The 26,766-nt window shown below is 60.5% G+C and carries 23 protein-coding genes, 3 rRNA genes and 1 pseudogene; 18 read left to right on the plus strand and 9 right to left on the minus strand.

Features of this window, described 5'->3' with window-relative positions; genetic code table 11:
• Positions 1–216 precede the first annotated feature (216 nt).
• Positions 217–459, minus strand: coding sequence for a hypothetical protein (locus tag F0M17_RS17550; RefSeq protein ID WP_210416677.1), 243 nt, complete (start codon positions 457–459; stop codon positions 217–219).
• A 163-nt stretch (positions 460–622) separates the two neighbouring features.
• Between F0M17_RS17550 and F0M17_RS00800 the strand changes: the two are divergent.
• Positions 623–880 (plus strand): annotated as a pseudogene (locus tag F0M17_RS00800) (enolase C-terminal domain-like protein); the annotation flags it as partial.
• Positions 877–1,422 carry a gluconokinase gene (locus F0M17_RS00805; RefSeq protein WP_244213537.1) on the plus strand — a complete coding sequence of 182 codons (546 nt, stop codon included), beginning with the start codon at positions 877–879 and terminating at the stop codon, positions 1,420–1,422. The pseudogene F0M17_RS00800 and the gene F0M17_RS00805, both read left to right, overlap by 4 nt.
• 63 nt (positions 1,423–1,485) lie before the next feature.
• On the opposite strand, the gene F0M17_RS00810 is transcribed toward F0M17_RS00805, so the two are convergent.
• Entirely contained in the window at positions 1,486–1,767 is a 282-nt protein-coding gene (locus tag F0M17_RS00810; RefSeq protein WP_038993635.1) for a hypothetical protein, read from the minus strand.
• 312 nt (positions 1,768–2,079) lie between these two features.
• On the opposite strand from F0M17_RS00810, the gene F0M17_RS00815 reads away from it, so the two are divergent.
• Both F0M17_RS00815 and F0M17_RS00820 read left to right on the plus strand, forming a co-directional pair.
• Positions 2,080–3,750, plus strand: a complete 1,671-nt coding sequence (locus tag F0M17_RS00815; protein WP_149596129.1) for a thiamine pyrophosphate-binding protein — start codon at positions 2,080–2,082, stop codon at positions 3,748–3,750.
• 73 nt (positions 3,751–3,823) lie between these two features.
• Positions 3,824–4,861, plus strand: a complete 1,038-nt coding sequence (locus F0M17_RS00820; protein ID WP_121865953.1) for an endonuclease/exonuclease/phosphatase family protein — start codon at positions 3,824–3,826, stop codon at positions 4,859–4,861.
• Here the strand turns inward: F0M17_RS00820 and F0M17_RS00825 are convergent.
• Complete coding sequence (locus F0M17_RS00825; RefSeq protein WP_246857103.1) at positions 4,858–6,159, minus strand: D-arabinono-1,4-lactone oxidase; 1,302 nt, start codon at positions 6,157–6,159, stop codon at positions 4,858–4,860. The genes F0M17_RS00820 and F0M17_RS00825 overlap by 4 nt on opposite strands.
• A complete protein-coding gene (locus F0M17_RS00830; RefSeq protein ID WP_149596130.1) occupies positions 6,156–7,346 on the minus strand; it encodes an alanine racemase in 1,191 nt (396 codons plus the stop codon). The genes F0M17_RS00825 and F0M17_RS00830 overlap by 4 nt, the downstream gene beginning before the upstream one ends.
• Positions 7,347–7,459: 113 nt before the next feature.
• Between F0M17_RS00830 and F0M17_RS00835 the strand changes: the two genes are divergently transcribed.
• The 4 genes from F0M17_RS00835 to rrf all read left to right on the plus strand — a co-directional run bounded on the left by F0M17_RS00835 (position 7,460) and on the right by rrf (position 14,375).
• On the plus strand, positions 7,460–8,224 hold the full coding sequence (locus tag F0M17_RS00835; RefSeq protein ID WP_121865955.1) for a hypothetical protein: 765 nt from the start codon (positions 7,460–7,462) through the stop codon (positions 8,222–8,224).
• Between the two features lie 620 nt (positions 8,225–8,844).
• A 16S ribosomal RNA gene (locus F0M17_RS00840) occupies positions 8,845–10,369 on the plus strand.
• Between the two features lie 595 nt (positions 10,370–10,964).
• Positions 10,965–14,093, plus strand: a 23S ribosomal RNA gene (locus F0M17_RS00845).
• Positions 14,094–14,258: 165 nt separating this feature from the next.
• Positions 14,259–14,375, plus strand: a 5S ribosomal RNA gene (rrf, locus tag F0M17_RS00850).
• Together the 16S, 23S and 5S rRNA genes form the textbook arrangement of a ribosomal RNA operon.
• A gap of 373 nt (positions 14,376–14,748) precedes the next feature.
• Here the strand turns inward: rrf and F0M17_RS00855 are convergent.
• A complete protein-coding gene (locus F0M17_RS00855; RefSeq protein ID WP_121865956.1) occupies positions 14,749–15,270 on the minus strand; it encodes a hypothetical protein in 522 nt (173 codons plus the stop codon).
• Positions 15,271–15,504: 234 nt separating this feature from the next.
• On the opposite strand from F0M17_RS00855, the gene F0M17_RS00860 reads away from it, so the two are divergent.
• Genes F0M17_RS00860 through F0M17_RS00890 form a run of 7 tightly spaced genes read left to right on the plus strand, consistent with a single transcriptional unit; the run spans position 15,505 to position 19,918 of the window.
• Positions 15,505–16,062, plus strand: a complete 558-nt coding sequence (locus F0M17_RS00860) for a dihydrofolate reductase family protein (RefSeq protein ID WP_038992024.1) — start codon at positions 15,505–15,507, stop codon at positions 16,060–16,062.
• A complete protein-coding gene (locus F0M17_RS00865) occupies positions 16,034–17,140 on the plus strand; it encodes a glycerophosphodiester phosphodiesterase family protein (RefSeq protein WP_210416678.1) in 1,107 nt (368 codons plus the stop codon). Before F0M17_RS00860 ends, F0M17_RS00865 begins: the two co-directional genes overlap by 29 nt.
• A 5-nt stretch (positions 17,141–17,145) precedes the next feature.
• Positions 17,146–17,832, plus strand: coding sequence for a hypothetical protein (locus tag F0M17_RS00870; protein WP_121865958.1), 687 nt, complete (start codon positions 17,146–17,148; stop codon positions 17,830–17,832).
• A complete protein-coding gene (locus F0M17_RS00875) occupies positions 17,813–18,544 on the plus strand; it encodes an AzlC family ABC transporter permease (protein WP_244213539.1) in 732 nt (243 codons plus the stop codon). Before F0M17_RS00870 ends, F0M17_RS00875 begins: the two co-directional genes overlap by 20 nt.
• On the plus strand, positions 18,541–18,858 hold the full coding sequence (locus tag F0M17_RS00880; protein WP_083586775.1) for an AzlD domain-containing protein: 318 nt from the start codon (positions 18,541–18,543) through the stop codon (positions 18,856–18,858). Before F0M17_RS00875 ends, F0M17_RS00880 begins: the two co-directional genes overlap by 4 nt.
• A gap of 53 nt (positions 18,859–18,911) precedes the next feature.
• On the plus strand, positions 18,912–19,232 hold the full coding sequence (locus F0M17_RS00885; RefSeq protein ID WP_038992021.1) for a thiamine-binding protein: 321 nt from the start codon (positions 18,912–18,914) through the stop codon (positions 19,230–19,232).
• A complete protein-coding gene (locus F0M17_RS00890; RefSeq protein WP_121865959.1) occupies positions 19,229–19,918 on the plus strand; it encodes an O-methyltransferase in 690 nt (229 codons plus the stop codon). The genes F0M17_RS00885 and F0M17_RS00890 overlap by 4 nt, the downstream gene beginning before the upstream one ends.
• Positions 19,919–19,927: 9 nt before the next feature.
• Here F0M17_RS00890 and F0M17_RS00895 read toward each other — a convergent pair whose 3' ends face one another.
• On the minus strand, positions 19,928–20,308 hold the full coding sequence (locus F0M17_RS00895) for a hypothetical protein (RefSeq protein WP_121865960.1): 381 nt from the start codon (positions 20,306–20,308) through the stop codon (positions 19,928–19,930).
• Between the two features lie 152 nt (positions 20,309–20,460).
• On the opposite strand from F0M17_RS00895, the gene F0M17_RS00900 reads away from it, so the two are divergent.
• Both F0M17_RS00900 and F0M17_RS00905 read left to right on the plus strand, forming a co-directional pair.
• Positions 20,461–20,967, plus strand: coding sequence for a GNAT family N-acetyltransferase (locus F0M17_RS00900; RefSeq protein WP_073707286.1), 507 nt, complete (start codon positions 20,461–20,463; stop codon positions 20,965–20,967).
• A complete protein-coding gene (locus F0M17_RS00905) occupies positions 20,960–21,787 on the plus strand; it encodes a spermidine synthase (RefSeq protein WP_073707287.1) in 828 nt (275 codons plus the stop codon). Before F0M17_RS00900 ends, F0M17_RS00905 begins: the two co-directional genes overlap by 8 nt.
• Here F0M17_RS00905 and F0M17_RS00910 read toward each other — a convergent pair.
• Together F0M17_RS00910 and F0M17_RS00915 are read right to left on the minus strand one after the other, a co-directional pair.
• On the minus strand, positions 21,784–22,293 hold the full coding sequence (locus F0M17_RS00910; RefSeq protein WP_052253852.1) for a DUF2087 domain-containing protein: 510 nt from the start codon (positions 22,291–22,293) through the stop codon (positions 21,784–21,786). The two genes, F0M17_RS00905 and F0M17_RS00910, sit on opposite strands and share 4 nt — an antisense overlap.
• Positions 22,294–22,384: 91 nt before the next feature.
• Entirely contained in the window at positions 22,385–23,836 is a 1,452-nt protein-coding gene (locus F0M17_RS00915; protein WP_038992017.1) for an NCS2 family permease, read from the minus strand.
• 169 nt (positions 23,837–24,005) lie between these two features.
• Between F0M17_RS00915 and F0M17_RS00920 the strand changes: the two genes are divergently transcribed.
• The gene (locus F0M17_RS00920; protein ID WP_066143486.1) at positions 24,006–24,983 is read left to right on the plus strand and encodes a universal stress protein; all 978 of its coding nucleotides are present in this window, start codon (positions 24,006–24,008) and stop codon (positions 24,981–24,983) included.
• A gap of 77 nt (positions 24,984–25,060) precedes the next feature.
• Here the strand turns inward: F0M17_RS00920 and F0M17_RS00925 are convergent, their stop codons facing one another.
• The gene (locus tag F0M17_RS00925) at positions 25,061–26,716 is read right to left on the minus strand and encodes an NlpC/P60 family protein (RefSeq protein WP_149596132.1); all 1,656 of its coding nucleotides are present in this window, start codon (positions 26,714–26,716) and stop codon (positions 25,061–25,063) included.
• Between the last annotated feature and the right edge of the window lie 50 nt (positions 26,717–26,766).

The raw sequence follows: 26,766 nt of genomic DNA on the forward strand, positions 1-26,766 counted from the left end.
TTCGGAGCCGCGGTGATGAACGGGAGATGGCCGCAGGCGAGAGGCGAGCAACGACGGAGTTATCCGCCGCCAGAATGCTCAGCCCGTAGTCCCGGCCAAGTCCAAGCCCAATAGCAGTAGTTTGAGGTTGGCAGTGAAGGGCAGGAAATAAACGGGAGGGCTTTGGCTGGCGCATCTGCCAGCCAAAGCCCTCCCGTGCTGTCGGGACGTTCTTACCTAGTAGCCGAGCCCGAAGCCGTACTCGAACAGCGCGCCGTCAGAGGTTTCCGCATAGCCCGGCAAGTCGCTGAACTGCTCGGTGATCGACTCGCGGGTGCCGGCCAGCGCGAACGGCATGCGTCCCTGCGGGGCGAACTTGCCCGAGAGGCTATCCATCAGCGCGGTGTCGGACATGCCGAAGCCGACGACGATGGCGCCTGCATCGCGCAGGCCGCTGGCCTCGTCCATGACGAATGGCATCGGAAGTACACGTGCAGCACGACCTTGCTCGAGTCATCGACCTCGCTCATGACCTGCTTGATGGTATTCAGCGAGGAGCCGATCTCCCAGGACTCGGACGGCCATCCCGGAGAAGTCTAGGATGCTCGATTCCCATGGCAGCGAGTCGCCGAAGCGCAGGCCGTCTTCGGTGGGCTTCGCCGCCCAGCTGCACGTGGGCCTGGACATCCACAACTACGGCATCCAGGAGTACATGCAGCACTCGGACGCCACCAACACCGTCTTCGAGCAGTCGATGACCTTCAAGGACGGCTACCTGCACCCAGGCGACAAGCCTGGCCTGGGCGTCGAGTTCAACGAGGAAGCCGCGCTGTCCTACCCGGACCAGCAGGCCTACCTGCCGGACAACCGCCTGGTTGACGGCACGGTGCACGACTGGTGAGCGAGGCGATCATGGACAAGCCGCTGTCGGCGCCATCGGGCACCGGGGCCGGACGCATCGTGGTCATGGGGGTCTCCGGCTGCGGCAAATCCACCGTGGGCGAGCTGCTGGGCCAGCGGATCGCCTCGGAGTTCCTCGACGGGGATTCCCTGCATCCGCAGGCGAATATCGCGAAGATGTCTGCCGGCATCCCGCTGGATGATGCAGACCGCGAACCGTGGCTCGGCGAAATCGGCAAGCGGCTGGCCGCCGAGGATGGCAAGCCGCTGATCATTGCGTGCTCTGCGCTCAAGCGCAAGTACCGCGACCAGATCAGGGCGCAGGCGCCGGATACGGTGTTCATCCATTTGAACGGCAGCTTCGAGCTGCTGTCCCAGCGCATGGCCGAGCGCACCGGGCACTTCATGCCGGTGGAGCTGCTGAAATCGCAGTTCGAGACGCTTGACGAGCTGCAGGCTGACGAGCGCGGCGTGGTGCTGGATATTTCGGCCTCGCCTCAGCAGCTGGTCAACGACGCCGCCGATTGGCTGGGCAACGCCTAGCCGGTTGGCGCGAAGCTGGGGGAAGATACGGGTTGCCCGTATTTTCCCCCAGCTTTTTTGCGCCTAGATGCCGCCAGCTTCGGCCGGCTGGTTGCTGATCATCGAGCGCTCGGCCACCAGGGTGCTGATGAGCAGCAGGGCCGCGGCGGCAAGCCAGGGAACATAAGGCAGGGAGTGCTCGGGCGGCAGGCCCGAGAGCAGCCAGCGGGCGGCCAGGAACGCGGCCGATGCCAGCACCAGCGACACGGCGAAGGCGATGCCCCGGTGCTTGCGGTCCACGCCCTGCCATGCGCGGACTTTGCCGCCGGCCGGTGCGCCAGTGGTGATCCCGAAGAACTTCAGCATGCGTTCCCTCTCGATAAGGTTCGATGGTTGCCTTATAAGGTTCAAGTCAACTAAGAGTTATCTTGATCTTATCGAGAATGGAGATTGCTGTACATGGTACTTTTGGAGGAGTTTGCCTCCCTGACTTTCCGGGTCGCGGTGACTGGCTCCTAGCGCCGAGCAGGGTCCCTGCCTTATCATCAGTGAGTCAGGAACACGGCTCCAGCTGGTTCCGGCGCTCTCAAAAGGGGCGATACCCGTTGCGGTGAAGCAACCGGTAACGGCAGACATATATGGAATTTCTTCAGCATGATTTCTTGAAAAGAGTCCATAATGTCCAGCGTTTCAGCTGCCATTGCCCATGCCCTCAAGCCCCTGGCCCCGCGAATTTTCGGATTGATGGGCAACGGCAACGCCCACTTCCTCGACGCCGCGGTGCGTGCAGGCTTCGACTACACCGCAGTGCGCCATGAATCGGCCGCCGTTTCGGCCGCCGACGCGTACTTCCGCATCTCCAACAAGCTGGCCATCGCCTCCACCACCTACGGTGCCGGCTACACCAACACCACCACTGCCCTGGCCGAGGCCGCCGCGGCGCGGACCCCGCTGCTGTTCGTCACCGGCGACGCGCCGACGTCGGGCCTGCGCGGCTGGGACGTGGACCAGGCCGCGATCGATGCCGCGGTGCGGGCGCCCCGCTACGTCGTCGACCGCAACACCCCGGGTGCGACCGCCCTTGAGGCGGCGGCCCATGCGCTGCGCGAGCAGCTGCCGGTGGTCCTGGCCATTCCCTACGACCTGGCAGCGCTGGATTCCCTCGAAGAGCAGCTTCCCGATTTCGCCTCCCTGCGCAGCACCCCGCCGGCGCCGCAGCTGAACTCCACCCAGCTGGAGCAGATCGCTGCCAAGCTCAACGCCTCGCAGCGCACCCACATCCTCTATGGCCGCGGCGCAATTGATGCCGCCGAGCAGGTCCAGGCGCTGGCTCAGAAGCTGGGGGCCACCACCTCGGGCACGCTGCTGGCCCGCGACCTGCTGGACTACGAGTTCGACCTGGGCATCACCGGAGGGTTCTCCACGGAGGCCAACGCCGCGATCATCGCGCAGGCAGATACCGTACTGGTGCTCGGCGCCTCGCTGAACCAGTTCACCATGCGCTTTGGCGAGCTGGTGGCAGACGATGCCACCCTGATCCAGATCGATCTGGGATGCGCGGCCACCAATCCGCGCGTCGACTACTTCGCCGCCGGCGATGCGGCCCTGGCTGCCGCGGACCTGCTCGGTGCCGTGGAGCAAGCCGATGACGCATGGCGCGCAGGCCTTGACCTGTCCGAGCTGCGCAGCCGCCCCGCCGGCGACGAGCAGGCCTCCGACGGGCAGCTGGATCCGCGCCGCGTGGCCAGCGAGCTGCAGGGCATCCTGCCGGCCAACCGCGTGCTGGTGCAGGATGGCGGGCACTTCATCGGCTGGGGTCCGATGTACTGGTCGACTTCCGGTGCGCGCTCCCTGGCCTGTGTGGGAACCGCCTACCAGTCCATCGGCCTGGGCATCGCCTCCATGGTGGGTGCGGCCCCGGCGGCGGAAGGCCGCACGGTCGTGCTGGCCGCCGGAGATGGCGGATTCCTGATGGGCCTGGCAGACCTCGAATCGATCGTGCGCACCGTGGAAAGCGGCGTCATCGTCATCTACAACGACTCCGCCTATGGTGCGGAAATCCACCAGTACGGATCCGTCGGCCTGCACGAAGATCCGATGCTGATCCCTACCGTGGATTTTGCCGGCCTTGCCAACTCCATGGGAGCGACCGGAATCCGCGTTGGCACGCTGGAAGACCTCGCCGCCGTGCAGCAGTGGGTTGATGCAGGCGCCCGCGGCGTATGCCTGGTGGACGCCCGGGTATCCACGCATGTGCGTGCCCCGTATATGGAAGAAGTCCTATCCGCGAACAAGAAGGCCGCTGCGGCTGCGGCATTACAATCCGGTAAAGGTGCTGGAAAGCGGTAGCTGAACGTCGTAGGGTGGATGGGTGCGCAAGTTATTAGTCGGAACAGCGAGCCTGGGTTTAGGGGCACTTCTGATGCTCCCCGCAACCGGCGCACTTGCCGCACCCACCGGACCCGGCGACCCAGCAGGCGCCAATGCCGCGCAGCTTTCGGAGACCTCGCTGCGCGTGGCAACCATCCAGGCAAATCTCACCGGCGAAACCCCCGAAGAGCTGCCCGCGGCCCTGATGCGCGGAACCGACCGGCAGGCAGCCCAGGTTGCGGACAAGATCAGCAGCGCCAACGCGGACGTGGTGGTGCTGACGGATATGGACGCCACCCAGGAGGCAGTTGACGCGCTCAATGAGAACTATCTGAACAATCTGGGCGACGACCGCGCCGACGTGGACTACGGGTATTCCTATCTGGCGGTGGGCTCCAAAGGCCTGCAAAGCGGCGCCGACTTGAACGCCGACGGCGTGATCGGCAGCGCCGAGGACGCGTGGGGCCAGGCCGCATTCGCGGAGCAGGGGTCGATCGTCGTGCTGTCGAAGTACCCGATCGCCCAAGAGCAGGTCACCAGCGTTTCCCAGCTCAAGTGGCAACACGTTGCCAACGACATGCTGCACCACACCGACTTATCCGGCGTGCTGGCAGCGTCTATCCCCGTGATGAGCACCGGCCTATGGGACATTCCCATCCAGTACCGTGGCGAGCCGGTGCATATCCTGGCGACGCAAACCCAGCCGGATGCGCAGGATGAGGAATTCGCCAAGGCACGCCAGATGGACGAGCTGAAGGTCATCGACGGCTATCTCTCCGGCGAGAACTATGTTCGCACCGACGAGGGCGAACATGCAGAAGGCGTGGGCGAAGACCGCTTTGTCATTGCCGGTGCACTGGGCCTGCAAGATGGCTCCGCTGATCGCGTTGACCCTTTCCTCAAGGAACTCAAGCACGCGAACGCTGTCAATGATTCGGGCAGCTACCTGGTGCCGAGCGAAACCTGGCAGGTATTGGGCCAGGGCCGCATCAAGGAGAACCAGCCGAGCACTTCCCAGGCGTTGCCGGGAACAGTCCCCGACTTCGCGAAGGAATCAAGCCCGCTGATCTGGGCCGACATCCAATTCTAGGCGTCGAGCAAGCTGCGCAGATACGGATTGAGAAATCTGCCCTCCGGATCGGCAGCCTGGCGAACCCGCGTGAAATCGCTGAACTTCGGGTAGAGCTGAGCCAATTCCCCAGCCTGAAGCGTATGCTCCTTGCCCCAGTGCGGCCGGCCGCCCAGGGAGCGGAAGATCTCTTCCATGGCTGCAAAGTATCCCGGAGCCTGATCGCGAATGTAGCGGTGCACGGCAATATATGCAGTTTGCCGGCCGCTGGCAGTTCCCAGCCAGGTGGAATCCTCGGCCGCGGTGCGCACCTCGACAGGGAAGAAGACCCCGGTTCCCGAACGCTTGAAGTACGCCCGCACCCTGGCGAAAGCCTCATCGAAGTTGGCCAGCGGGAGCGCATATTCCATTTCGGTGAAACGCACCCGCCGCGCACTGGTGAACACTTCGTTCCACGGTGCGATGCGGCTGCTTTCGGGCAACGCTGCGCACGCCACCTTGGCCAAGGCCGGCGTGGTCTTCGGCAGCGCCGCGCTCACCGAGCTGAGCAGCTGCAATGCGCCATTGGAGACAACTTCATCATTCAGCCAGCGGGCTGCCGCCGGCGGCTGCTCGGCCGGGACCTGTCCGTCGAGGCGGGTATTGATCTTCACCTGGGCCTTGCCGGTGCCCGGGAACCAGAAGAATTCCAGATGGTCTTCTTCCCGTGCGCGCTCGACGAAGCTTTCGGCGATCAGCCCGATGGGTTCGATGATTTCCTCCGCACGCATCATGTAGTGCGGGACGCAGCGCAGCCGCACGTGGGTGAGCACCCCCAGCGCTCCCAGGCCAAGCCGGGAAGCCTCGAATAGTTCGGTGTTCTCCTGAGCATTGGCGCGCAGGTGGGTGCCATCGGCCAGCAGGAGCTGTACCCCGGTGACCGTTCCGCTGAATCCGCTGAATCGCAGGCCGGTGCCGTGGGTGCCGGTGCTGATGGCTCCGGCTACAGATTGCTTGTCGATATCGCCCATATTCTCCAACGCGAGATTGAAGGGCTTGAGCAGTGCGGGGATCTGCCATAGCCGGGTCCCGGCGCGGAAGGTCACCTCGTGGGTGAGGGCGTCGACTTCCTCGATTCCCTGGAAGCCATCCAGGTTCAGCAAGATGCCGTCGGTAGCCGCTAGCGGAGTGAAGGAATGGCCTGCGCCGACGGTGCGCACCGGCTGCTCCAGGTCGGCGGCCTGTTCCAGGACCTGCGCCAATTCCGCGATGCTGCGCGGGGAGCGGATGGCTGCCGGGTGCGCGACAACGGTGCGCGCGAAGTTCTTGAAGGTGCTCACAGGAATGCTTTGCCTTCCCCGCGGTAGGTGGGCCACTGCTCGATGATCTTGCCCTTGGAATACACCGCCACCTTATTAACCCGTTCCGCAGGTTCGCCGGCCTTGGCATGGCGCAGCCAGACCGTTTCGCCAATGGCGATGCGGTGTGCGCTGGGGCCGGTGAGCGGGGTCTGCACCTCGCCGGCTCCTTCCATGGACAGATAGCGCAGCTTCTTTGGGTGCTCGATTCTTGGCAGCCGGTCCTTGCCGGCTGGACCCGATGCGGTCCAACCGCCTCCGAGGATGGTGACTGTTCGCTCATCGGGACGGCGGACCACAGGGAAGCCCAGATACAGGGCAGGGGCGGGTCGGAATGCGCGATAGGAATCGAACAGCGCGGGCGCGAACAGCCCTGAACCCGCGGCAATCTCGGTGATAGCGGGTTCTTGGACAGTGCTTTCCACCGAACCTGTGCCGCCGGCATTCACGAAACGCAGCTCGCCCAGCTCCCGGACCAATTCCACGGTTTCGGCCCGGCGCTCGGCCAGTTCGGCGGCGCTGGCTTGGCGCAGCTTGCGCGCGATCAGCGCCTTGGGGCTGAACCCTCCATCGGGAACCGAAGCGATCTGGGATTCGTAGCCCATCAACCCGTCCAGGATGAAGTTGCGGCGACGGTGCACCTCGGCGGCCAGCGCCGCGACCTGTTCCGGCCGGCTCAGCGGCGAACGTGCGGCGCCGATGCGGATATTGCCGCTGGGGTAATAGGCGGCATCCAGTTCCAAGGCGACCTTCAATGCCGGGTGCCCCGGCGCGATTCTGTCGATCAGGTCCAGCTGCTCTTCGGTATCCACCATGAGGGTGACAGCTTCGCAGGCCTGCTCGCTGGCCGCCCACCGGCTGATCGCTTCGGCATCCGTTTGCGGGTACGCAACCACCAAGTCCTTCAAACCTTGGCTGGCCAGCCATAATGCTTCGGCCAACGTGAAGCAGAGAACGCCCCGGAAGCCTGGCTCGTCGAGCGCCCGCTCCAACGCCTTGCGTACACGCAGGGACTTGGAAGCGATGCGGATCGGCACGCCGCCGGCCCGTTCGCGTAGGGCGATCACGTTTGAATCGAAGGCATCGAGATCGAGCAAAGCGACCGGGTGCTCCGAGATCCCGGCGCTTTTCAAGGCATGGTTATACCGTTTGGCCTGAGCGTTCTTCATAAGCCAACTCTTTCACCAGCATCGGGGAGTTTCAAGGAATTTTTCAAGACGCTTGTGTGAAGGCAGAGCGCTCACGGCAACTCTCAGGGTCTTGCGGATAAGCTGGAGCCATCATGAAAAACGATCCGATTTCAATGACGTTGCTTGGCAAGGATGGAAAGCCGCGCTCCGGCGTGCAGGATGCCATCATGAAGGGCATCGGCGTGCAGCGCCCGCTGGTGCTTGCCTACATCAAGCGGCTGCGCAAGAAGCACCCGGAAGCCACGGCAGCCGAGCTGGCAGCCATTGTCGAGCGCGATTACCTGCGTGTGGTTACCGGCACCGGTGCAGCCGTGGGTGGAACCGCAGCCGTTCCTGCTGTCGGCACCGGCGTGGCGCTGGGCCTTTCCGTTGCTGCAACGCTGGGCTTCCTGGAAGCTTCTGCGCTGTATGCGCAGAGCCTGGCAGAACTGCACGGCATTGCCATCGAAGACCCGGATCGGTCACGAGTGCTGGTTATGGGCATCATGATGGGCGAGGAAGGCAGCTCAATGATTGCCGGCTTGACTGCCCAAGCCGCAGGCCGCGGCGGAGGACCGGTCCAGGGCTGGGCCAAGTCCTTCGGTGCCGGCAAGTCCACGAGCATCTACTCCGCCATGCAGCGCACCATGCAGAAGAAGTTCTTGCGCAAGATCATCGGCACCCAGGCTGCCAGCACCATGGGCCGACTGGTTCCGTTTGGCGTTGGCGCGGCCATCGGCGGTGTCGGCAATCGGTACATGGCCAAGCGCGTGATCGAGAATGCCGCGGTTGCCTTCGAGGGAATCCCTACGGTGGTGCCCAGCTCGTTGCCGCTGGATGATCCACGGGTCATCGACGCTGAGATCCTCGAAGACTAGCTGTACAGGGATTGCCGACCACCTTGGTGGTCGGCTTCCGTTTTTGAGATGTCTTTTCGTGCGTTGCATGAAATGTTTTCGGGTACCGATCCGCTAGAACTCGCGCTTTAATCGGCGTTGCGAAATTAAGTGTGCACGGTCACCCGCCAAAACCACCCACCCGATTTGCAGGACCCCCAAAACCCGTGTATAGTTTTTCCTTGTCGCCGAGAACAAAACGGAACAAAAAACCGGATGTGAAACGGCGGCAGAACCCCAGAAAATCAAGGTTTTTCCACAGTCTTGTGGATAAGGAATTGAAAAGAATGGGAACTGAGAATACTGGTTCAAATCACAAACAATGGATTTGACTTTCAGGAATTCGAAGTTATAGAATATGAATATAACGCTGGACGAAATTACCGCCTGGAATGGTGGGTAAAGAACCGGTAAGTGTTTGTTGTTTGAGAACTCAATAGTGTGCCAAGTTTGTTGATACCGAATATTTTTATTTGGTGAATACATAACATTTGCTTGAGGCATTGCACCCCCGTGCAGTGTTCTCGAGTGTTTTATTATTCGCCAGGACTTCATCGGCTTCGCCCTTCTTTTCCAAGGGGTTGCTGGTGGCTTTTTATTTTTTTATGGAGAGTTTGATCCTGGCTCAGGATGAACGCTGGCGGCGTGCTTAACACATGCAAGTCGAACGATGAAGCCCAGCTTGCTGGGTGGATTAGTGGCGAACGGGTGAGTAACACGTGAGTAACCTGCCCCCGACTCTGGGATAAGCCCGGGAAACTGGGTCTAATACCGGATATGACCTTTGACCGCATGGTTGTTGGTGGAAAGATTTATCGGTGGGGGATGGACTCGCGGCCTATCAGCTTGTTGGTGAGGTAATGGCTCACCAAGGCGACGACGGGTAGCCGGCCTGAGAGGGTGACCGGCCACACTGGGACTGAGACACGGCCCAGACTCCTACGGGAGGCAGCAGTGGGGAATATTGCACAATGGGCGAAAGCCTGATGCAGCGACGCCGCGTGAGGGATGACGGCCTTCGGGTTGTAAACCTCTTTCAGTAGGGAAGAAGCGAAAGTGACGGTACCTGCAGAAGAAGCGCCGGCTAACTACGTGCCAGCAGCCGCGGTAATACGTAGGGCGCAAGCGTTATCCGGATTTATTGGGCGTAAAGAGCTCGTAGGCGGTTTGTCGCGTCTGCCGTGAAAGTCCGAGGCTCAACCTCGGATCTGCGGTGGGTACGGGCAGACTAGAGTGATGTAGGGGAGACTGGAATTCCTGGTGTAGCGGTGAAATGCGCAGATATCAGGAGGAACACCGATGGCGAAGGCAGGTCTCTGGGCATTTACTGACGCTGAGGAGCGAAAGCATGGGGAGCGAACAGGATTAGATACCCTGGTAGTCCATGCCGTAAACGTTGGGCACTAGGTGTGGGGGACATTCCACGTTTTCCGCGCCGTAGCTAACGCATTAAGTGCCCCGCCTGGGGAGTACGGCCGCAAGGCTAAAACTCAAAGGAATTGACGGGGGCCCGCACAAGCGGCGGAGCATGCGGATTAATTCGATGCAACGCGAAGAACCTTACCAAGGCTTGACATGTGCCAGACCGCCTCAGAGATGGGGTTTCCCTTCGGGGCTGGTTCACAGGTGGTGCATGGTTGTCGTCAGCTCGTGTCGTGAGATGTTGGGTTAAGTCCCGCAACGAGCGCAACCCTCGTTCCATGTTGCCAGCACGTAGTGGTGGGGACTCATGGGAGACTGCCGGGGTCAACTCGGAGGAAGGTGGGGATGACGTCAAATCATCATGCCCCTTATGTCTTGGGCTTCACGCATGCTACAATGGCCGGTACAATGGGTTGCGATACTGTGAGGTGGAGCTAATCCCTAAAAGCCGGTCTCAGTTCGGATTGGGGTCTGCAACTCGACCCCATGAAGTCGGAGTCGCTAGTAATCGCAGATCAGCAACGCTGCGGTGAATACGTTCCCGGGCCTTGTACACACCGCCCGTCAAGTCACGAAAGTTGGTAACACCCGAAGCCGATGGCCTAACCACCTTGTGTGGGGGAGTCGTCGAAGGTGGGACTGGCGATTGGGACTAAGTCGTAACAAGGTAGCCGTACCGGAAGGTGCGGCTGGATCACCTCCTTTCTAAGGAGCTAACCATTATTGGTTGCCCATGCTGGACACGAGTGTTGTCCGGGTGGGTTGCTCATGGGTGGAATATCAATGGACTCAATACCGGAAAACGTGCTGGCTGATGCTGGTGCGGGGTATTGGCTGTGGCCGCGTGGTGCTTGGGCATCTGCTAGTACGCATTGCAGGGGTTTTCTTCTTGCGGTGCTGGAATGCGGTGTGTGGGTGTTGTGTGGTTTGTATGGTTTGGCATGCTGTTGGGTTTTGAGGCAACAAGCCTCCTTTCCTGGTGAATGGTTGCCGGGGTTCTTCCTGTGGGGAGGGTCCTGGTGGTGTTCGCTTGGGTGAGGGGTTCTTGGTGTTTCGGTGTTTGTCCTGTGTTTGCTGCAAGGATGTCCTGTTGGATTGATGCTGGCCTTTGGTTGGTGTTGGTTTTGGGGTGTTGTTGCGGGGGTGCGGGGTTGTTGTTTGGGAACTGTATAGTGAACGCGAGCATCTTGCAGATGAGATGAGCTGGGTGGTCCTTTTCCTTGGATTGCCTGGTGTTGGAGTCTTGTCTGCGTGATTTTGTTAGATTGTTTTATTGCTCAATTCTGAGACTTTGATTTGTGTTGAAGTTTTTAAGGGCGCACGGTGGATGCCTTGGCATCAAGAGCCGATGAAGGACGTGGGAATCTGCGATAAGCCTGGTGGAGTCGATAACCGGACGTTGAGGCCAGGATTTCCGAATGGGGGAACCCCGCACCATGTTATGTGGTGTGACCTGCAGCTGAATGTATAGGCTGTGTGGAGGGAACGCGGGGAAGTGAAACATCTCAGTACCCGCAGGAAGAGAAAACAACAGTGATTCCGTTAGTAGTGGCGAGCGAACGCGGATGGGGCTAAACCGGTTGGTGTGTGATAGCGGATAGGCGTTGCATCATCGGGGTTGTGGGGTCAGCATGTACCAGCGCTATCTTGCTGGTGGGATGAGGTGCAGGCGTATAGGTGAATCGGTTGGAATGCCGGACCAGAGAGGGTGATAGTCCCGTAGGTGTAATGCGTGTCTGCCGTTCTAGTGTTGATACCCGAGTAGCACGGGGCCCGTGAAACCTTGTGTGAATCTGCCAGGACCACCTGGTAAGCCTGAATACTACTTGATGACCGATAGTGAATCAGTACCGTGAGGGAATGGTGAAAAGTACCCGGGAGGGGAGTGAAATAGTACCTGAAACCGTGCGCTTACAATCCGTTAGAGCTGGGGACTTGTTCCCTGGTGATGGCGTGCCTTTTGAAGAATGAGCCTGCGAGTTAGTGTTACGTCGCGAGGTTAACCCGTGTGGGGAAGCCGTAGCGAAAGCGAGTCTGAATAGGGCGTTTGAGTGGCGTGATCTAGACCCGAAGCGAAGTGATCTACCCATGGCCAGGTTGAAGCGCGTGTAAGAGCGTGTGGAGGACCGAACCCACTTCAGTTGAAAATGGAGGGGATGAGCTGTGGGTAGGGGTGAAAGGCCAATCAAACTTCGTGATAGCTGGTTCTCCCGAAATGCATTTAGGTGCAGCGTTGCGTGTTTCTTGCTGGAGGTAGAGCTACTGGATAGGCGATGGGCCCTACAAGGTTACTGACCTTAGCCAAACTCCGAATGCCGGCAAGTGAGAGCGCAGCAGTGAGACTGTGGGGGATAAGCTTCATAGTCGAGAGGGAAACAGCCCAGAACGCCAACTAAGGCCCCTAAGCGTGTGCTAAGTGGAAAAGGATGTGGAGTTGCTGTGACAACCAGGAGGTTGGCTTAGAAGCAGCCACCCTTGAAAGAGTGCGTAATAGCTCACTGGTCAAGTGATTCCGCGCCGATAATGTAGCGGGGCTCAAGCACACCGCCGAAGTTGCGTCATTCAAATATTAACCTGGTTTCGATTGGGTGTTTGGATGGGTAGGGGAGCGTCGTGTGGACGGTGAAGTCGCGGTGTAAACCAGCGGTGGAGGCCACACGAGTGAGAATGCAGGCATGAGTAGCGAATGACGGGTGAGAAACCCGTCCGCCGAATGATCAAGGGTTCCAGGGTTAAGCTAATCTGCCCTGGGTTAGTCGGGACCTAAGGCGAGGCCGACAGGCGTAGTCGATGGACAACGGGTTGATATTCCCGTACCGGCGAAGGACCGCCCATACTGAGCTGTGGATGCTAACCATGACGGATCCGGTGATTTGTTCCTTCGGGAATGGTTGCTGGTGGTGTGGTGGGAACCGATGCAGTGAGGTCAGCGTATTAACAGGTGTGACGCAGGAAGGTAGCCGAGCCAGGCAATGGAATTGACCTGGTCCAAGGGTGTAGGAAGAGCGGTTGGCAAATCCGCCGCTCATGTATTCTGAGACCTGATAGGCGCCCCGTTTATGGGGTGATTCGGTGATCCTATGCTGCCTAGAAAAGCATCGGCGCGAGGTCCCAGTCCGCCCGTACCCCAAACCGACACAGGTGATCAGGTAGAGAATACTAAGGCGATCGAGAGAATCATGGTTAAGGAACTCGGCAAAATGCCCCGTAACTTCGGAAGAAGGGGGCCTGCCCGTGATGAGAACTTGCTTCTCTGATGCGGGTGTGGGCCGCAGAGACCAGGGGGAAGCGACTGTTTACTAAAAACACAGGTCCGTGCGAAGTCGCAAGACGATGTATACGGACTGACTCCTGCCCGGTGCTGGAAGGTTAAGAGGACTGGTTAGTCACTTTTGTGGCGAAGCTGAGAATTTAAGCCCCAGTAAACGGCGGTGGTAACTATAACCATCCTAAGGTAGCGAAATTCCTTGTCGGGTAAGTTCCGACCTGCACGAATGGAGTAACGACTTCCCCGCTGTCTCAACCATGAACTCGGCGAAATTGCAGTACGAGTAAAGATGCTCGTTACGCGCAGCAGGACGGAAAGACCCGAGACCTTTACTATAGTTTGGTATTGGTGTTCGGTGCAGCTTGTGTAGGATAGGTGGGAGACTGTGAAGCTTGGACGCTAGTCCAGGTGGAGTCATCGTTGAAATACCACTCTGGCTGTACCGGTCACCTAACTTCGGACCATGATCTGGTTCAGGGACAGTGCCTGATGGGTAGTTTAACTGGGGCGGTTGCCTCCTAAAATGTAACGGAGGCGCCCAAAGGTTCCCTCAGCCTGGTTGGCAATCAGGTGTCGAGTGTAAGTGCACAAGGGAGCTTGACTGTGAGAGTGACAGCTCGAGCAGGGACGAAAGTCGGGACTAGTGATCCGGCGGCACCTCGTGGAAGGGCCGTCGCTCAACGGATAAAAGGTACCTCGGGATAACAGGCTGATCTTGCCCAAGAGTCCATATCGACGGCATGGTTTGGCACCTCGATGTCGGCTCGTCGCATCCTGGGGCTGGAGTAGGTCCCAAGGGTTGGGCTGTTCGCCCATTAAAGCGGTACGCGAGCTGGGTTTAGAACGTCGTGAGACAGTTCGGTCCCTATCCGCTGCGCGCGTTGGAAATTTGAGAAGGGCTGTCCTTAGTACGAGAGGACCGGGACGGACGAACCTCTGGTGTGTCAGTTGTACTGCCAAGTGCATCGCTGATTAGCTACGTTTGGAAGGGATAACCGCTGAAAGCATCTAAGCGGGAAGCCTGCTTCGAGATGAGATTTCCATGCACCTTTGTGTGTGAGAGGCCCCAGCTAGACCACTGGGTTGATAGGCAGGATGTGGAAGCAAGGACTGAAGACTTGTGCAGCTGACCTGTACTAATAGGCCGATGGCTTACAACACACAATAAAACAATAATTTGAACTGATATTTTTCAATGCTGTTCGCGTTCACTATGCGGTTACGAGACAACAACCTCTAACCAATAAATGCAAGATGAGTTACAAGACTTTGTAGCACCGGAAAACACTGACCAGGAAATATTTGGTTTGTGTGCTTCGTGATTGTTACGGCGGTCATAGCGTGGGGGAAACGCCCGGTCCCATACCGAACCCGGAAGCTAAGGCCCATTGCGCCGATGGTACTGCACTCGTGAGGGTGTGGGAGAGTAGGTCACCGCCGGACTTAACCTAAGTGGGTTTGAGGCTCTAGCCAGTGATGGTTGGAGCCTCACCTGTTTAACCCGTCAGTGTGCGGGTGGCCAGGCGCAACTTCTGGCCCTGCACTCGTTTAATTGCCGCGGCTGTTGTCCAGCCTCGCAGCCGGCCCATCATCGAGGTATGGCTGAGAAAGCGTCGCTCCTGTCCGCAGGACCGGCGATCGCATCACTGGTGTTTGATGACGTTTTTGCTATCGGAATAGCGTAGTTCACGCTGCATATCCCGTAGACCCTGATCAAAGTTCTACTGATCGTGCTTGCCGTCGCGTTGATTGGCGCTGCCGCGGGAACAATCGCCGTGGCAAGGGCTTGTTTCATCCGATCCAAGAATTGAGAAGGCTAATGGGCCGCTTCTTCAGATTCAATGACTGAAGCGAGCGCCAAATCTTCAACCGTGAGCATCACGGTGCTATCCCGCCGATTGAATAACTGCAAGGTGATGCTCCGGCCATTGCATCGCCAAATGCGAATGGACTGATCCTCGTCTTCCCAGGGGCGTTCCGGAGCGCCATACACCTCTGAGAGTTCTGCCTGCAAAACAGCAAACCCAGACCGGGTGACTGGATCTTGGGGGACCCGAGAACTGTAGAGGAACGTACAGACACTGAGGAATTGTTGACGGTACGTATCCCAAGTACTCGATATTTTTCCTGGCAGGCCGAGATCCAGACTCGTCATCTGATGAGGTGAATCCTGGTCGTCGGAATCAATCGCGGTGCCTGATACGAATCCAAGCGCATCGAACAGGGCCTCACGCTCAACTTCAGTCTTTGGCCAAGAGCCTTGGACCAAGCCCTGGATAATGGGCACAAGGTCGTGTGGGACAGGGGACAAACTGATGACTGAGTCTGGCTGTGTCATGCAGCGAGCCTACCTTTGAAGCATAGGATCGCGGAAGCCGAACTCGGCATGGCTGCCCGGCAGCGAGTACCCCGGTCTTGGACTGTGGACAGTTATTTCTGTCGCGATCGCGCAGTCCCCGTTCACCGCAAGTTCCCTGGTGCCCTAAGACAGCTGCTTGACGCAATAAGCGCCTAATCCTAGAGTCAGGGCACCGGGGTTCGTCCGGCAAGCAAATGGCTGCAGGAGCTTCTGATGGGTTTACTGGCATTTAGCTACAACGTCATGCTGGATGGCTGCGTCGATCATCGAGAAGGCATCGCCGACGATGAATCGCACGACTATTTCACGGGTCTGATGAATGCGCATGGAGCGATGCTCTGGGGTCGTGTTACCTACGAACTGATGGAGGAGTACTGGCCAGCTGTGGCTCGGGGCGACATCTCAGCGCCGCCAGCGCTGCTTCGCTGGGCACAGCAACTGGAGGCGAAGCCCAAATACGTTGTCTCGAGCACTCGCACGGCATATTCATGGAATAACTCCCACCTGCTAAGTGGAGAGCTGCGCGCCTGTGTACTGAGGCTGAAAGACCAATACCCCGATGGTGTGCTTCTGGGCAGCGGCAAGCTGGCAACAGCTCTGGACAGGATGGAACTCATCGATGAGTACCACTTCCTAATTCACCCAGTTATCGCCGGCCATGGTCCAACGCTGCACCAGGCAGGGTTGCAGAAATCCCGTCATCTGGAATTGATCTCAGCGCAACCGCTCTCCAGCGGTGCAATTGCAGCCAGTTATCGGCGAGTTCGCTGATCCCATGCGGATGACGATTTTGCCTTGGGAATCCGGGGCAGAATCGGAAATGCAGACACCTTTTCTTGCCGGGGAGTTTCGAGTTTTTCATGATGGCCGCAGGAGCTTGCAACTGCACGCAAAAGACCTGAAGGCAGTTGATGAAATATGCGTCGAGCCAAGGCTAATCTACAGTATCAAGGAGCGGGGATCGCGTAGCGTAGGAAGCATGGATACGCTTTTCTTCGCCCATCGCGGCAGCTCCCATAAATATTCGGAGAACACTCGTGCCGCCTATCTACAGGCCATCGACGAAGGTGCCGATGGAATTGAATGCGACGTCCATCTGAGCAAAGACGGAATCGTTGTTTGCCACCACGATCCAACGGTCGACCGCACCTCCGATTCATCCGGTCTCGTTGCCGGATATACCTTGGCGGAAATGAAAGCCATGGACTTCACCGGAGTCGTACCGAGCATCGTCCCGGCCGAGTATGGGACCGAAAACGAGCAGCTCCTGAGCCTCGGCGAACTCTTCGCTCTCATTGAAGAACGCGGCAAGCCAATTGGTTTGGCCATCGAAATCAAGCATCCAAGCCCCTATGGCCACCTGCTGGAAAAGGGCGTGCTGCAGGTCCTTGCAGCGCACGGGTTCGACCCGCAAACCGGGACCGCCGGCTCGCAGGGACAGATTGCCGTGACCTTGATGAGCTTCGAGCCGAATTCCCTGCGCTATCTGGCCCGCACGGTCAGCACTGCGCTGTTGTGCCAATTGATGACCGAAGTCAATCCGGACTACGTCCAGCAACTGATTGATTCGGGTGACGTGGGCAGGGCCGGTGTCTACGAGGTGCTGTACCGCTCCGTGCCTGAAGGAATCGAACTGATCAACGCAGGGGGAGCTGGAATCGTCGGATCCGGCGTCGCCTGGACCCGAGCCAACGAGCATCTTGTGCGCCGGTGGCTGGAGCAAGGATTGAAAGCGCGGATCTGGACGGTCGACCGTCCGGCAGATGCGCAATTCCTGGTGGACCTGGGCGTTGGGGAACTGACCAGCAACCGTCCGGCAGAACTACGCAAAGAACTGGAGCTGAGCTAGGAAACATGAGCACCGATGAAACCGCACAGGTCAATCTGTACCTGCAGGACACCTATGTTTTCGCCACCGAAGCTGAAGTCATTGCTGCGGGCAGCGATGACGAAGGCCAGTGGATTGCCCTTAGCCCGAATATCTTCCATCCGCGCGGCGGCGGCCAGCCTGAAGACTCGGGCACCGTAGACGGGCTGCCGGTATCGGTCCAGCGCGGCGAAAACGGTCTGGTGATCCTGTACGGTGCCGGCACCAAGCAGGTGGGAGATCGGGTCGAAGCCGAGATCGATGGCGAGCTGCGCCTTGCCCATGCAGCCCTGCACACCGCCGGGCACGTCCTGGGCTTTGCCGGTGAAGATCGCGGCTGGCAGCACAAGGGCCACTCGCACTTCCCCGGGCAATCCCGGCTCGACTTCGATCCGGTGACCGTTGATCTGCCGTTGGGCGATGAGAACGAACGGGCCGCGGCGAAGGCCATGATCCAAGACCGCGTCAATGAACTCATTGCAGGTGGCGGTGAAGTCACAACCACCATCGATGAAGAGGGCATCCGCACCGTGACCATCGCCGGGGTGAATGCTGAACCGTGCGGCGGCACCCACGTGAAGCATCTGGACCAGCTGGAGCACGTTGAAATCGGCGAGGCGAAGGTCAAACGCGGTGTCTACAAGGTCAGGTACGATGCCCGCCACGTCCGCTAGCTGGTTCACGCCTGCGACCAAGATGGGCCTTTCCATCGCGATCGCCACCGGGCTCTACGGCATTTCCTTCGGGGCGCTGTCCATCGCCGCGGGCCTGAACCTATGGCAAACCGTTGCGCTGAGCGCCCTGATGTTCACCGGCGGCTCGCAGTTCGCCTTCATCGGGGTAATCTCCGGCGGCGGTGCCGCCTCGGCGGCATTCTCCGCGGCTTCGCTGCTGGGCATACGCAATGCCGTGTACGGGATGCAGATCAAGCAAACCTTGCGCCCGCTGGGACGGCATGTGCCTTGGATGGCCCAGGTGACCATCGACGAATCCACCGCAGTGAGCTTGGGGCAATCCGACCCGGCCGAAAAGCGCCGCGGCTTCATCGCCGCCGGTGCCGGCGTCTACGTCCTGTGGAACCTGTTCACCCTCGTTGGCGCCTTGCTCGGCGAACGCATGGGCGACCCTGCTGCGTGGGGCCTGGATGGCGCCGCGGTCGCCGCATTCATCGGGCTGCTCTGGCCGCGGCTGAAATCAGTTGAACCGATCATGATCGCAATTGCCGCGGCGATCCTCACCGCGCTGGCGGTACCAGTCACCGCGCCGGGCTTGCCGATTCTGGTGACGGCGGCCTGCGCCGCGATCTACGCCGTGGCCACCGGCAGCCGTGCCCCGGCGGCGACCGAGCATGGTGAACTGGAAAGCATTGAGGAGGAGAAAGCGTGAACGAGTTGAGCTGGTGGATTCTCGGGGCCTGCCTAACGGCCTACGCCATCAAGCTCTGCGGCTTCTTTGTGCCCCGCAGGGTCTTGGACTCGCCGACCATGTCCCATGTCGCCGCCACGCTGACCATCGCGCTGCTGTCTTCCTTGGTGACGGTGAATGCCTTCACCTCGGGACAGGAACTGGTCATCGATGCCAGGATTGGCGCTCTCGCGGCCGCGATTATTGCGCTGGTTTTCAAGGCGCCCTATCTTGTCGTCGTTGTTGCTGGTGCCCTGGCGGCCATCTTGCTCAGGGCGAGTGGACTGGCTGCCTAAATATTGCCTGCACGGCAGATGACAAGCCCAGCGCGTAGTGGGACAGTGGAAGCATGATTGTAGCTTTCTCAGTAGCACCTAGTAATGACAACCCCAATGGCTCGGTCCATGACGCAGTGGCTGAAGCGGTGAAAGTCGTCCGGGATTCCGGTCTTCCCAATCGCACCAGCTCCATGTTCACCGAGATCGAAGGCGAATGGGATGAAGTCATGGAGGTGGTCAAGCAAGCCACCATGGCTGCTGGTCGATTCGGTTCGCGCGTATCGCTGGTGCTGAAAGCCGACATCCGCCCCGGCTACGAGGGCGAGCTTGACGGCAAGATCCAGCGGCTCGAGAAGGCCATCAAGGATAGTGAGGAGAAAATGTCGTCATGATCCACCATTCAGCCGAACGCGATGCCGGGGCAGTCGACGAGTACCTGGAGCGGGAGCTGGGGCTGCGTGTTGACGCTTTGGAAGCAGGCCGCGAGCATTCCCATAGCGCCGGATTGCCGCGAATTGAAGTCAGCCCGGCCCAGGGCAAGTTCCTCCAGCTGCTCGCCGAGATCACAGGCGCACGCAGGGTCCTGGAAATCGGAACCCTCGGCGGCTACTCGACCAGCTGGCTTGCCCGGGGCGTGGGAGAAACCGGCACCGTCATCAGCTGCGAATTCGAACCTCTGCACGCCTCGGTTGCACGCGAGAACTTGCAGCGGGCAGGGCTGTCCGAACGCGTTGAAATCAAGTTGGGCGCGGCCCAAGGTTCGCTGGATTCGCTGTTGTCCAAGCGAGTTGCGCCATTTGACCTGATCTTCATCGATGCAGATAAGCGCAACAACGTGGCCTACCTCGAACGGGCAGTGAAACTGTCGCATCCAGGGACCGTGCTGGTGCTCGACAACGTGGTGCGCAGCGGCGCAGTCTTGGATGACCCGGCTCGGCACGGGACGCAGGAGGCCGATGTGCGGGGGATCCAGGACTCCTTGCGGTGGTTGCGCGATGATCCGCGCGTATCAGCCACCGCCCTGCAGACCGTGGGCGTCAAAGGCTGGGATGGATTCGCGCTCGCGCGAGTCCTCTAGCGGCCACGGCTAGCGCGTAGGAGAGTGCTCGGGGAGTTCGGCATCGTGTTCCCCGGCTTCGTCCTGCTTGAACGGCGGCGACTTCAGGATCAAGAAGTACACGCCCAATCCGCAAAGCACGCCCATCGGCGGGCCTACCCACAGGGCCTGCTCGGTGTTGCGCACCAGGCCCGCAACTACTGGGCCAACCAGCATGGGGACGATGTAGTAGTAGTGGTCCGGCTCGGCAGGGCCCCAGAAACGTTCGAATCTGGCTAGAATGCTGAAGCCGGCGGCCAAGAGGACGCAACCGAGCAGAATCACCCAGAAGGTCGAGGAAAGGCTGATGGTCAGGGTCAGTGAACCGACAAGGCCACCGGTCAAGGCAGCGTATTTTGTATTCCGGTCCAAGCCCGACCCCCTCTTGATCCAAGAAATTTGCAACGACATCAAAAGTTTTTCAAACATCTGGATAGTCCGCAATCCTACTTTAGTAGGAGGGTGCCTTGGTGAGTTGGAAGAGATTAGCGAAGCTACTGCCGTAGGCTAGAGAAGTGCCGCAAATGAACGACTATCGAATCCGACTGGCTACTGAACAAGACGTCCGCCCCGCATTGCAGATGAAATTGCAAGCCTGGCGGGAAGCGTACGCCGCACTTCGCGATGAATCATTCTTCGCTCACCACGAAGGCCAGCTCGATGGCCAGGTAGCCTGGTGGGAACGCGGGCTGGCATCCGGCGCGCAATTCTTCATCGCCGAAGACCGCGATGGACGCATCATCGGGGTAGCCGGCGGCACACCGGCCATCGACGAGGACAAGGACGCCGGAGTAGACATCGAATTGGGCATGCTCTATGTACTGGAAGAGTATTACGGCACCGGACTGGGCCAGCACCTCCTCGATGTGGTCCTGGGAGAGCGCGATGCGCTGGTCTGGGTTTTGCAGGGCAACGAGCGGGCCCTGGCCTTCTTCGCGAAGCAGGGATTCACCCCCGATGGAACCAGCGAAGCCCTGGCTGGCAGCTGGAAAGGCTTGATCGAGCAACGGATGGTGCGCGCACGTGGCTAGGGATACCAAGGAATCAATGCTCGGAGAATTTCCGATCGACACCGGTACGGCGGTGATCGAGGCCGATCCCTACGGTGCCAACCGCTACATCCTGAAGGTCAACGGCGTGCCGTCCTCGCACGTGGATTTGGATGATCCGACCTATCTCGATTTCGAGTACATGCGCTGGATGGAACCGATCTTCACCATCGGTTTTCCTGCCGGGCAATTTGATGGCCGCGCCCGCAAGCTGCGCGTGCTCCACCTCGGCGGAGGCGGCTGCTCCATGGCCCGCTGGGTTGCCGCCAGCTATGAAAACGCCCGACAGGTCGTGGTGGAGCTGGATGCCAAGCTGGCCGAGCTGGTGCGCGTGAACTTCGAGGTGCCGCGTGCCCCGCTGGTGCGCCTGCGCGTGGGGGACGCGGCGCAGGTGCTGCCCACCTTGAGCGATGCGAGCCGCGATGTGATCATCCGCGATGTCTTTGCCGGCAGCACCACCCCGCGCGAGCTGACCACTGCCTCCTACGCCCGTGAAGCGCAGCGGGTGCTGGACGCCGGTGGCGTCTACATCATGAATTGCGGCGATACCGCGGACCTAGCCGGCGCCAAGGCGGAAGCCGCGACGCTGCTGGAGGTCTTCGAGCATGTGGCCATGGTCGCCGACCCGCCGATGCTCAAGGGCCGCCGCTACGGGAACATCGTGTTCCTGGCCAGCGACGAGCCGCTCAAGCTCGGCCCGGCCTTCGAGCGCAGCCTGCGGACCGCGCCGTTGCCCGCGCAGCTGGTTGCCGGTGAAGCCGTGCGCCGCTTCGCCACCGGCGCCGCGCCGATTACCGGCTAGCTGACGGTGCCCATCCGGTAGCCGGTGCCGTCGGCGGCGCGCTGCAGCAGGCCGTGGTCGACCATGTAGCGGCGCAGCAGCGCGACATCCGGGTGGAACACCCGCAGCCGTTCATTGAGCTGCTCTTCGCGCAGCTCTTCCCCATCGCCGATGACCGCGTTGCGCAGGTAGAGAACCACCTCGTGGCGGTCCGCCGGTTTCGCTGGGAGGGATTGCAGCCGGTGCCCGTCGAAGAAGCGGCGGATCCCGCTGCGGTTGGCCTTCGCGGCCGAGGCCGAGGCCAAGGTCTTCTCCAGCAGTTCATCATCCAGCGCCCACCCGGAGCCGTCGTGGCGCAGCAGCCCGATGCTGGCCCAGCGTTCCAAGTCCTTGCGCTCGGACTTGCTGGCTGGCTCGGGCGCACCCTGCCCGCTGAGCACCGCGCCGAGAAGCCGGCGCATCGAAGGGTTCTTCAAGCCTGCTGCCACCTGGATCCACTGCCCGGCGGTATTCTGCTGTTCGCTCATAGGCCCCATCCTATCCAGTTCCCGCCGGTGCGAAGGCAAAAGGCGCCCCGCCATCGCGACTGAGATGGCGGGGCGCCGAAGGGCTGCGGGGCTACTTGACCCCGGCCCACATTTCAATCAGGCCGATGCCGAAGAACAGCACGAAGGCCGCGGAAACAACCCACATCAATGGGTGGATTTCCTTGGCGCGTCCCTGGGTGGCGCGGATGAACACGTAGGAGATGAACCCGGCGCCGATGCCATTGGCGATCGAGTAGGTGAACGGCATCAGGGTGAAGGTCAGGAAAGCCGGCAGCGCGATGCCCCAGTCGTTCCAGTCGATCTTGGAAACCTGGGTGATCATCATGAAGCCGACGACCACCAGGGCCGGAGCCACGGCTTCGAAAGGCACCAGGTAGATCAGCGGGCTCAGGAACATCGCCACGATCATCAGCAGGCCGGTGACCACCGAGGCCAGGCCGGTTCGGGCGCCCTCGCCGATGCCGGCGCCGGACTCCACGAAGATCTGCGCCGAGGAGCTCGAGGTGCCGCCGCCGACGATTGCGCCGGCCGCGTCCACCAGCAGGACCTTGTCCACATCGGGGATCTGCCCGTTCTCGTCCATGGAACCGGCTTCGGAAGCCAAGCCCACCATGGTGCCCATGGCGTCGAAGAAGATCGAGAGCAGGATGACGAAGGCCAGCAGCGAGGCGGCGGTGACGCCGATCTTGCTGAAGGCGCCGAACACGCTGACCTGGCCGATCAGCGACAGGTCCGGCAGGGTCCATTCAGGCAGCGACGGAACCACCAGCGACCAGGTGTTGGTTTCCATCGCGCCGATGTGGAAGACGGCTTCGAGGATGTTGGCGAGGATCGCGGAAACGACGATGCCGATCAGGATTGCGCCCTTGACCTTGCGCACCACCAGGGCCATGGTCAGCAGCAGGCCGACGACGAAGACCAGGATCGGCCAGCCCATCAGCTCGCCGTCGAAGCCCAGGCCCACCGGCACGGTGGTGTTCGCGGCATCCGGAAGGCGCTGGACGAATCCGGCATTGACCAGGCCGATCAGGGCGATGAACATGCCGATGCCCACCACGATCGCGGTCTTCAGCCCGGCGGGAACCGCGTTGAACACCGCGGTTCGGAATCCGGTAAGCACCAGGCCGAACATGACCACACCGGCAATGAGCACCAAGCCCATGACGTCGGCCCAGGTCAGTTCCGGGTTCGTGGCCACGGTGATGGCCACGAAGGCATTGACGCCCAAGCCGGTGGCCATGGCGAATGGGTGACGGGCCCAGATGCCCATCAGGATGGTCAGGATGCCGGCGACAAATGCGGTCACTGCGGCAACGCGCTGGATGCCCAACTCGCCGCCCGAGGAATCGGCACCGGAAAGAACTAGCGGGTTGAGGACGACGATGTAGCTCATCGCGAAGAAGGTGGCGATGCCGCCGCGAACTTCGGTGGAGAACGTTGAACGCCGTTCCGAAATCTTGAAATATCGGTCGATGCGTGCGCTTATAGCAGTCCCGGACGGGGATTTTGTGGAGGAGGGCATGGAAAAATTCTATGACGTTTCAGCCGCTGATTCATATCGATCCAGCTATTCAGTAGGCTGTACGCGAAAACTTTAGACCCAACTCACACCTAGAACTGCGGAAGCAAGTACATTGGTGGTAAGGGAAGTCACAACCCGTTGTATCTGAGGTATTTGAGGAGCGAGTCTGATGAGTGACGAAGCACCAGTAGCAGCAGAGAAGATCGAAGGAATTGTCGTTGGCGTAGACGGTTCCCAGCAGAGCAAATGCGCTTTGCGCTGGGCCGAACGCGAAGCGGTGCGCCGCGGCAGCGTATTGAATATCGTGTCCGCCTATACCATCCCGGTGTTTGCCGCATCCTCCATGGACGCGGGCTACTCAACCCTGGACGACGATCTGATCCGCGGGGGTGCCGAGGACATTGTGCGCCAGGCCCGTGCAGAGCTCGAAGGCAGCACAGCAACCATCCGCACCTATATCGAGTCCGGGGACCCGTCGGGCGTGCTGCTGGATCTGAGCCAGGACGCGGAATTGGTAGTAGTCGGAACCCGCGGCCGCGGTGGCTTCGTGGGCCGCCTGCTCGGTTCGGTCTCCTCGGCGCTGCCAGCGCACTCCAAGTGCCCAACTGTCGTGGTTCCGCTGGCCATGGCCAAGGAGCAGGAGGAAGCCGGCGCCGCCGTCGCGGCGGACCGCAAATGCATCGTGGTCGGCGTCGACGGCTCTGACCGCGCCCGTTCTGCGGTGCTGGCGGCAGCGGAGGCGGCCATCGCCAGCGACCTGACGCTGCGGCTGATCTGCGCGGTGCCGCCGGTGGGAGCGGCGCTGGCCTGGATGCCGGCGACCGTGGACCAGGAAGCCGTGCTCGAAGACGTGCGCTACCAGATGAGCGTGGGCACCAAATGGCTCAAGTCGCATTATCCGACGGTGAAGATCGAAACCGATGTGGTCTCCGGGCCGCCGGTTGAGGTGCTGATCCGCGAGTCCGAGCATGCGGTGCTGACCGTGACCGGCTCCCGCGGCCGTGGTGGCTTCACCGGGATGCTGCTCGGCTCGACCTCGCAGGGCGTCTTGCACCACTCCAAGGGCCCGGTCATGGTTGTGCCGGACTCGGACGATCCTCGGCTGGAGAACCGCAAGGACTTCGACACCAGGGCGCAGGAGCAGTAGCCGCGCCGCAACAGCCAGCATGCACGAAGGCCGCGCACCCACCGGGTGCGCGGCCTTCGTGCTCGAGGGGATCCAGCTTAGTAGCGGGCTGCCTTCGGGTAGAGGTTGTTGACGTAGCTCAGCGGAGTCACCGAGATGCCGGCACTCGGGTTGCGAGCGTGGACTACCTGGCCGTTGCCGATGTAGATGGCTACGTGGTAGAACGAGGATCCGCCATTGGATGACGAGAACACCAGGTCGCCCGGGCGCAGATTGCTCAGCGACACGTACTGCGGGGCGCTGGCGAACTGCTGGGACGAGGTGCGTGGCAGGCTGATGCCGGACTTGCCGAAGGCGCGCTGCGAGAAGCTCGAGCAGTCGAAGGCATCCGGTCCGTTGGCGCCGTAGACGTAGTACTTGCTTGGATCATCTGCAGTATTCAAGGCCCAGGAAATCGCTGCCGAGTAGTTGCTGGACTGCGGAGCAATCTCAGGCTTCGGCTCTGGCTTTGGTTCCGGCTTGGGGGTCGGCTTCGGGGTGACCTTGGGCTTCGGCTCAGGCTTCGGGGTGGCCTTGGGCTTCGGCTCAGGCTTCGGGGTGGCCTTGGGCTTCGGTTCGGCCTTCTTGGTTGGCTCTGGCTTCGGTTCGGCCTTCTTGGTTGGTTCCGGCTTCGGTTCGGCCTTCTTGGTTGGCTCTGGCTTCGGTTCGGCCTTCTTGGTTGGTTCCGGCTTCGGTTCGGCCTTCTTGGTTGGCTCTGGCTTTGGAGCTGCAGGTGGCTCGGTGGCTTCCGGTTCTTCTTCAACCTGCTCAGGCTCAGGCTCGACCGTTTCCTCTTCAGGTTCGGTCTGCTGCAGCTCGCGAGGCTTTTCAATCGTGAGCGGCTGAACGGTGAAGATGTCCTTTTCGGGAACGTTGACGTTTTCCTCTTCGGCGATCACTTCCGCAAGAGTTTCTTCCTGCTCCTGCGCCTCGCGCTCTTCAACCGCCTGGCGGACCTCGGCTTCTTCCTTCTGCTTCAAGGTAGCAAGGTGGCCGATCAATTCATCGCGCAGCTGCTGCTCAGGTTCGATAGCCGCTTCGTAGATGGCCAAGGTGCTGTTCGCGGTCGCTGCAGCGGCGTCATAGTTCGCTGCGGCTTCCTGCGCGGCATTCTGTGCCGCGTCGGCGTACTCCTGCCAAGCCGAAACGAGGCCCTCGGCCTCGGTGGCGGTGTTGACGGACTGAACCTTCTGTTCGCTCAATGCGTCGATGGTAGCGGCCTTGTAGAACAGGTCGCCTTCCTGGTTGTCATCAAGGAGCAGGCTCAGGGTTGAGGTGCCAGCGCCGTTGCGGTAGATATCTGAGGCGATAGCGCCCAGATCGTTGCGGCTCTGCTCCAAGTAAGTCTTTGCGTACTCAAGCTGTTCAACGGCCTTCTCAGCTGCAGCGGTGCGCAGATCGCGCTCTTCGCCGGCAGTAAGCAGGGATTCCTGGGCCTGTGCGGCTTCGGTTTCAACGCGCTGCAACTCGGCACGGCTGGAAGCAAGAGAAGCTTCGATTCGCGCGATCATCGCGTTCGTCGAAGCTTTGTCCTTCTTTGCTTCCTGGACTTCCGCGTCCGACGGCAGCGCAGAAGTGCTTGGTGCGGCAGCGATCGCCACAGACTGAGGGAGTGAAGCTGAAGTAGATGCGGAAGCGGGCAAAGCGCCTGCAAGGCAGGACACCGCTAGGGCCAGGGTGCTTGCAGCAACACCGAGCGTGTGGCGAGTAGCCATATCGTTCCTCACTAAGTACATGGATGACGCGGAGTGCGTGAGTCGTGACT

The organism is Glutamicibacter sp. ZJUTW (assembly GCF_008370855.1).
Classification (GTDB): domain Bacteria; phylum Actinomycetota; class Actinomycetes; order Actinomycetales; family Micrococcaceae; genus Glutamicibacter; species Glutamicibacter nicotianae.

What these genes read in the sequence shown, in the direction of transcription:
- F0M17_RS17550 (WP_210416677.1), bottom strand. Translation starts at nt 459, where the DNA reads ATGCCATTCGTCATGGACGAGGCCAGCGGCCTGCGCGATGCAGGCGCC.
- F0M17_RS00855 (WP_121865956.1), bottom strand. Translation starts at nt 15,270, where the DNA reads ATGACACAGCCAGACTCAGTCATCAGTTTGTCCCCTGTCCCACACGAC.
- F0M17_RS00920 (WP_066143486.1), top strand. Translation starts at nt 24,006, where the DNA reads ATGAGTGACGAAGCACCAGTAGCAGCAGAGAAGATCGAAGGAATTGTC.
- F0M17_RS00900 (WP_073707286.1), top strand. Translation starts at nt 20,461, where the DNA reads ATGAACGACTATCGAATCCGACTGGCTACTGAACAAGACGTCCGCCCC.
- F0M17_RS00835 (WP_121865955.1), top strand. Translation starts at nt 7,460, where the DNA reads ATGAAAAACGATCCGATTTCAATGACGTTGCTTGGCAAGGATGGAAAG.
- F0M17_RS00820 (WP_121865953.1), top strand. Translation starts at nt 3,824, where the DNA reads ATGCTCCCCGCAACCGGCGCACTTGCCGCACCCACCGGACCCGGCGAC.
- F0M17_RS00810 (WP_038993635.1), bottom strand. Translation starts at nt 1,767, where the DNA reads ATGCTGAAGTTCTTCGGGATCACCACTGGCGCACCGGCCGGCGGCAAA.
- F0M17_RS00915 (WP_038992017.1), bottom strand. Translation starts at nt 23,836, where the DNA reads ATGCCCTCCTCCACAAAATCCCCGTCCGGGACTGCTATAAGCGCACGC.
- F0M17_RS00870 (WP_121865958.1), top strand. Translation starts at nt 17,146, where the DNA reads ATGAGCACCGATGAAACCGCACAGGTCAATCTGTACCTGCAGGACACC.
- F0M17_RS00925 (WP_149596132.1), bottom strand. Translation starts at nt 26,716, where the DNA reads ATGGCTACTCGCCACACGCTCGGTGTTGCTGCAAGCACCCTGGCCCTA.
- F0M17_RS00890 (WP_121865959.1), top strand. Translation starts at nt 19,229, where the DNA reads ATGATCCACCATTCAGCCGAACGCGATGCCGGGGCAGTCGACGAGTAC.
- F0M17_RS00830 (WP_149596130.1), bottom strand. Translation starts at nt 7,346, where the DNA reads ATGAAGAACGCTCAGGCCAAACGGTATAACCATGCCTTGAAAAGCGCC.
- F0M17_RS00885 (WP_038992021.1), top strand. Translation starts at nt 18,912, where the DNA reads ATGATTGTAGCTTTCTCAGTAGCACCTAGTAATGACAACCCCAATGGC.
- F0M17_RS00875 (WP_244213539.1), top strand. Translation starts at nt 17,813, where the DNA reads ATGCCCGCCACGTCCGCTAGCTGGTTCACGCCTGCGACCAAGATGGGC.
- F0M17_RS00910 (WP_052253852.1), bottom strand. Translation starts at nt 22,293, where the DNA reads ATGAGCGAACAGCAGAATACCGCCGGGCAGTGGATCCAGGTGGCAGCA.
- F0M17_RS00815 (WP_149596129.1), top strand. Translation starts at nt 2,080, where the DNA reads ATGTCCAGCGTTTCAGCTGCCATTGCCCATGCCCTCAAGCCCCTGGCC.
- F0M17_RS00860 (WP_038992024.1), top strand. Translation starts at nt 15,505, where the DNA reads ATGGGTTTACTGGCATTTAGCTACAACGTCATGCTGGATGGCTGCGTC.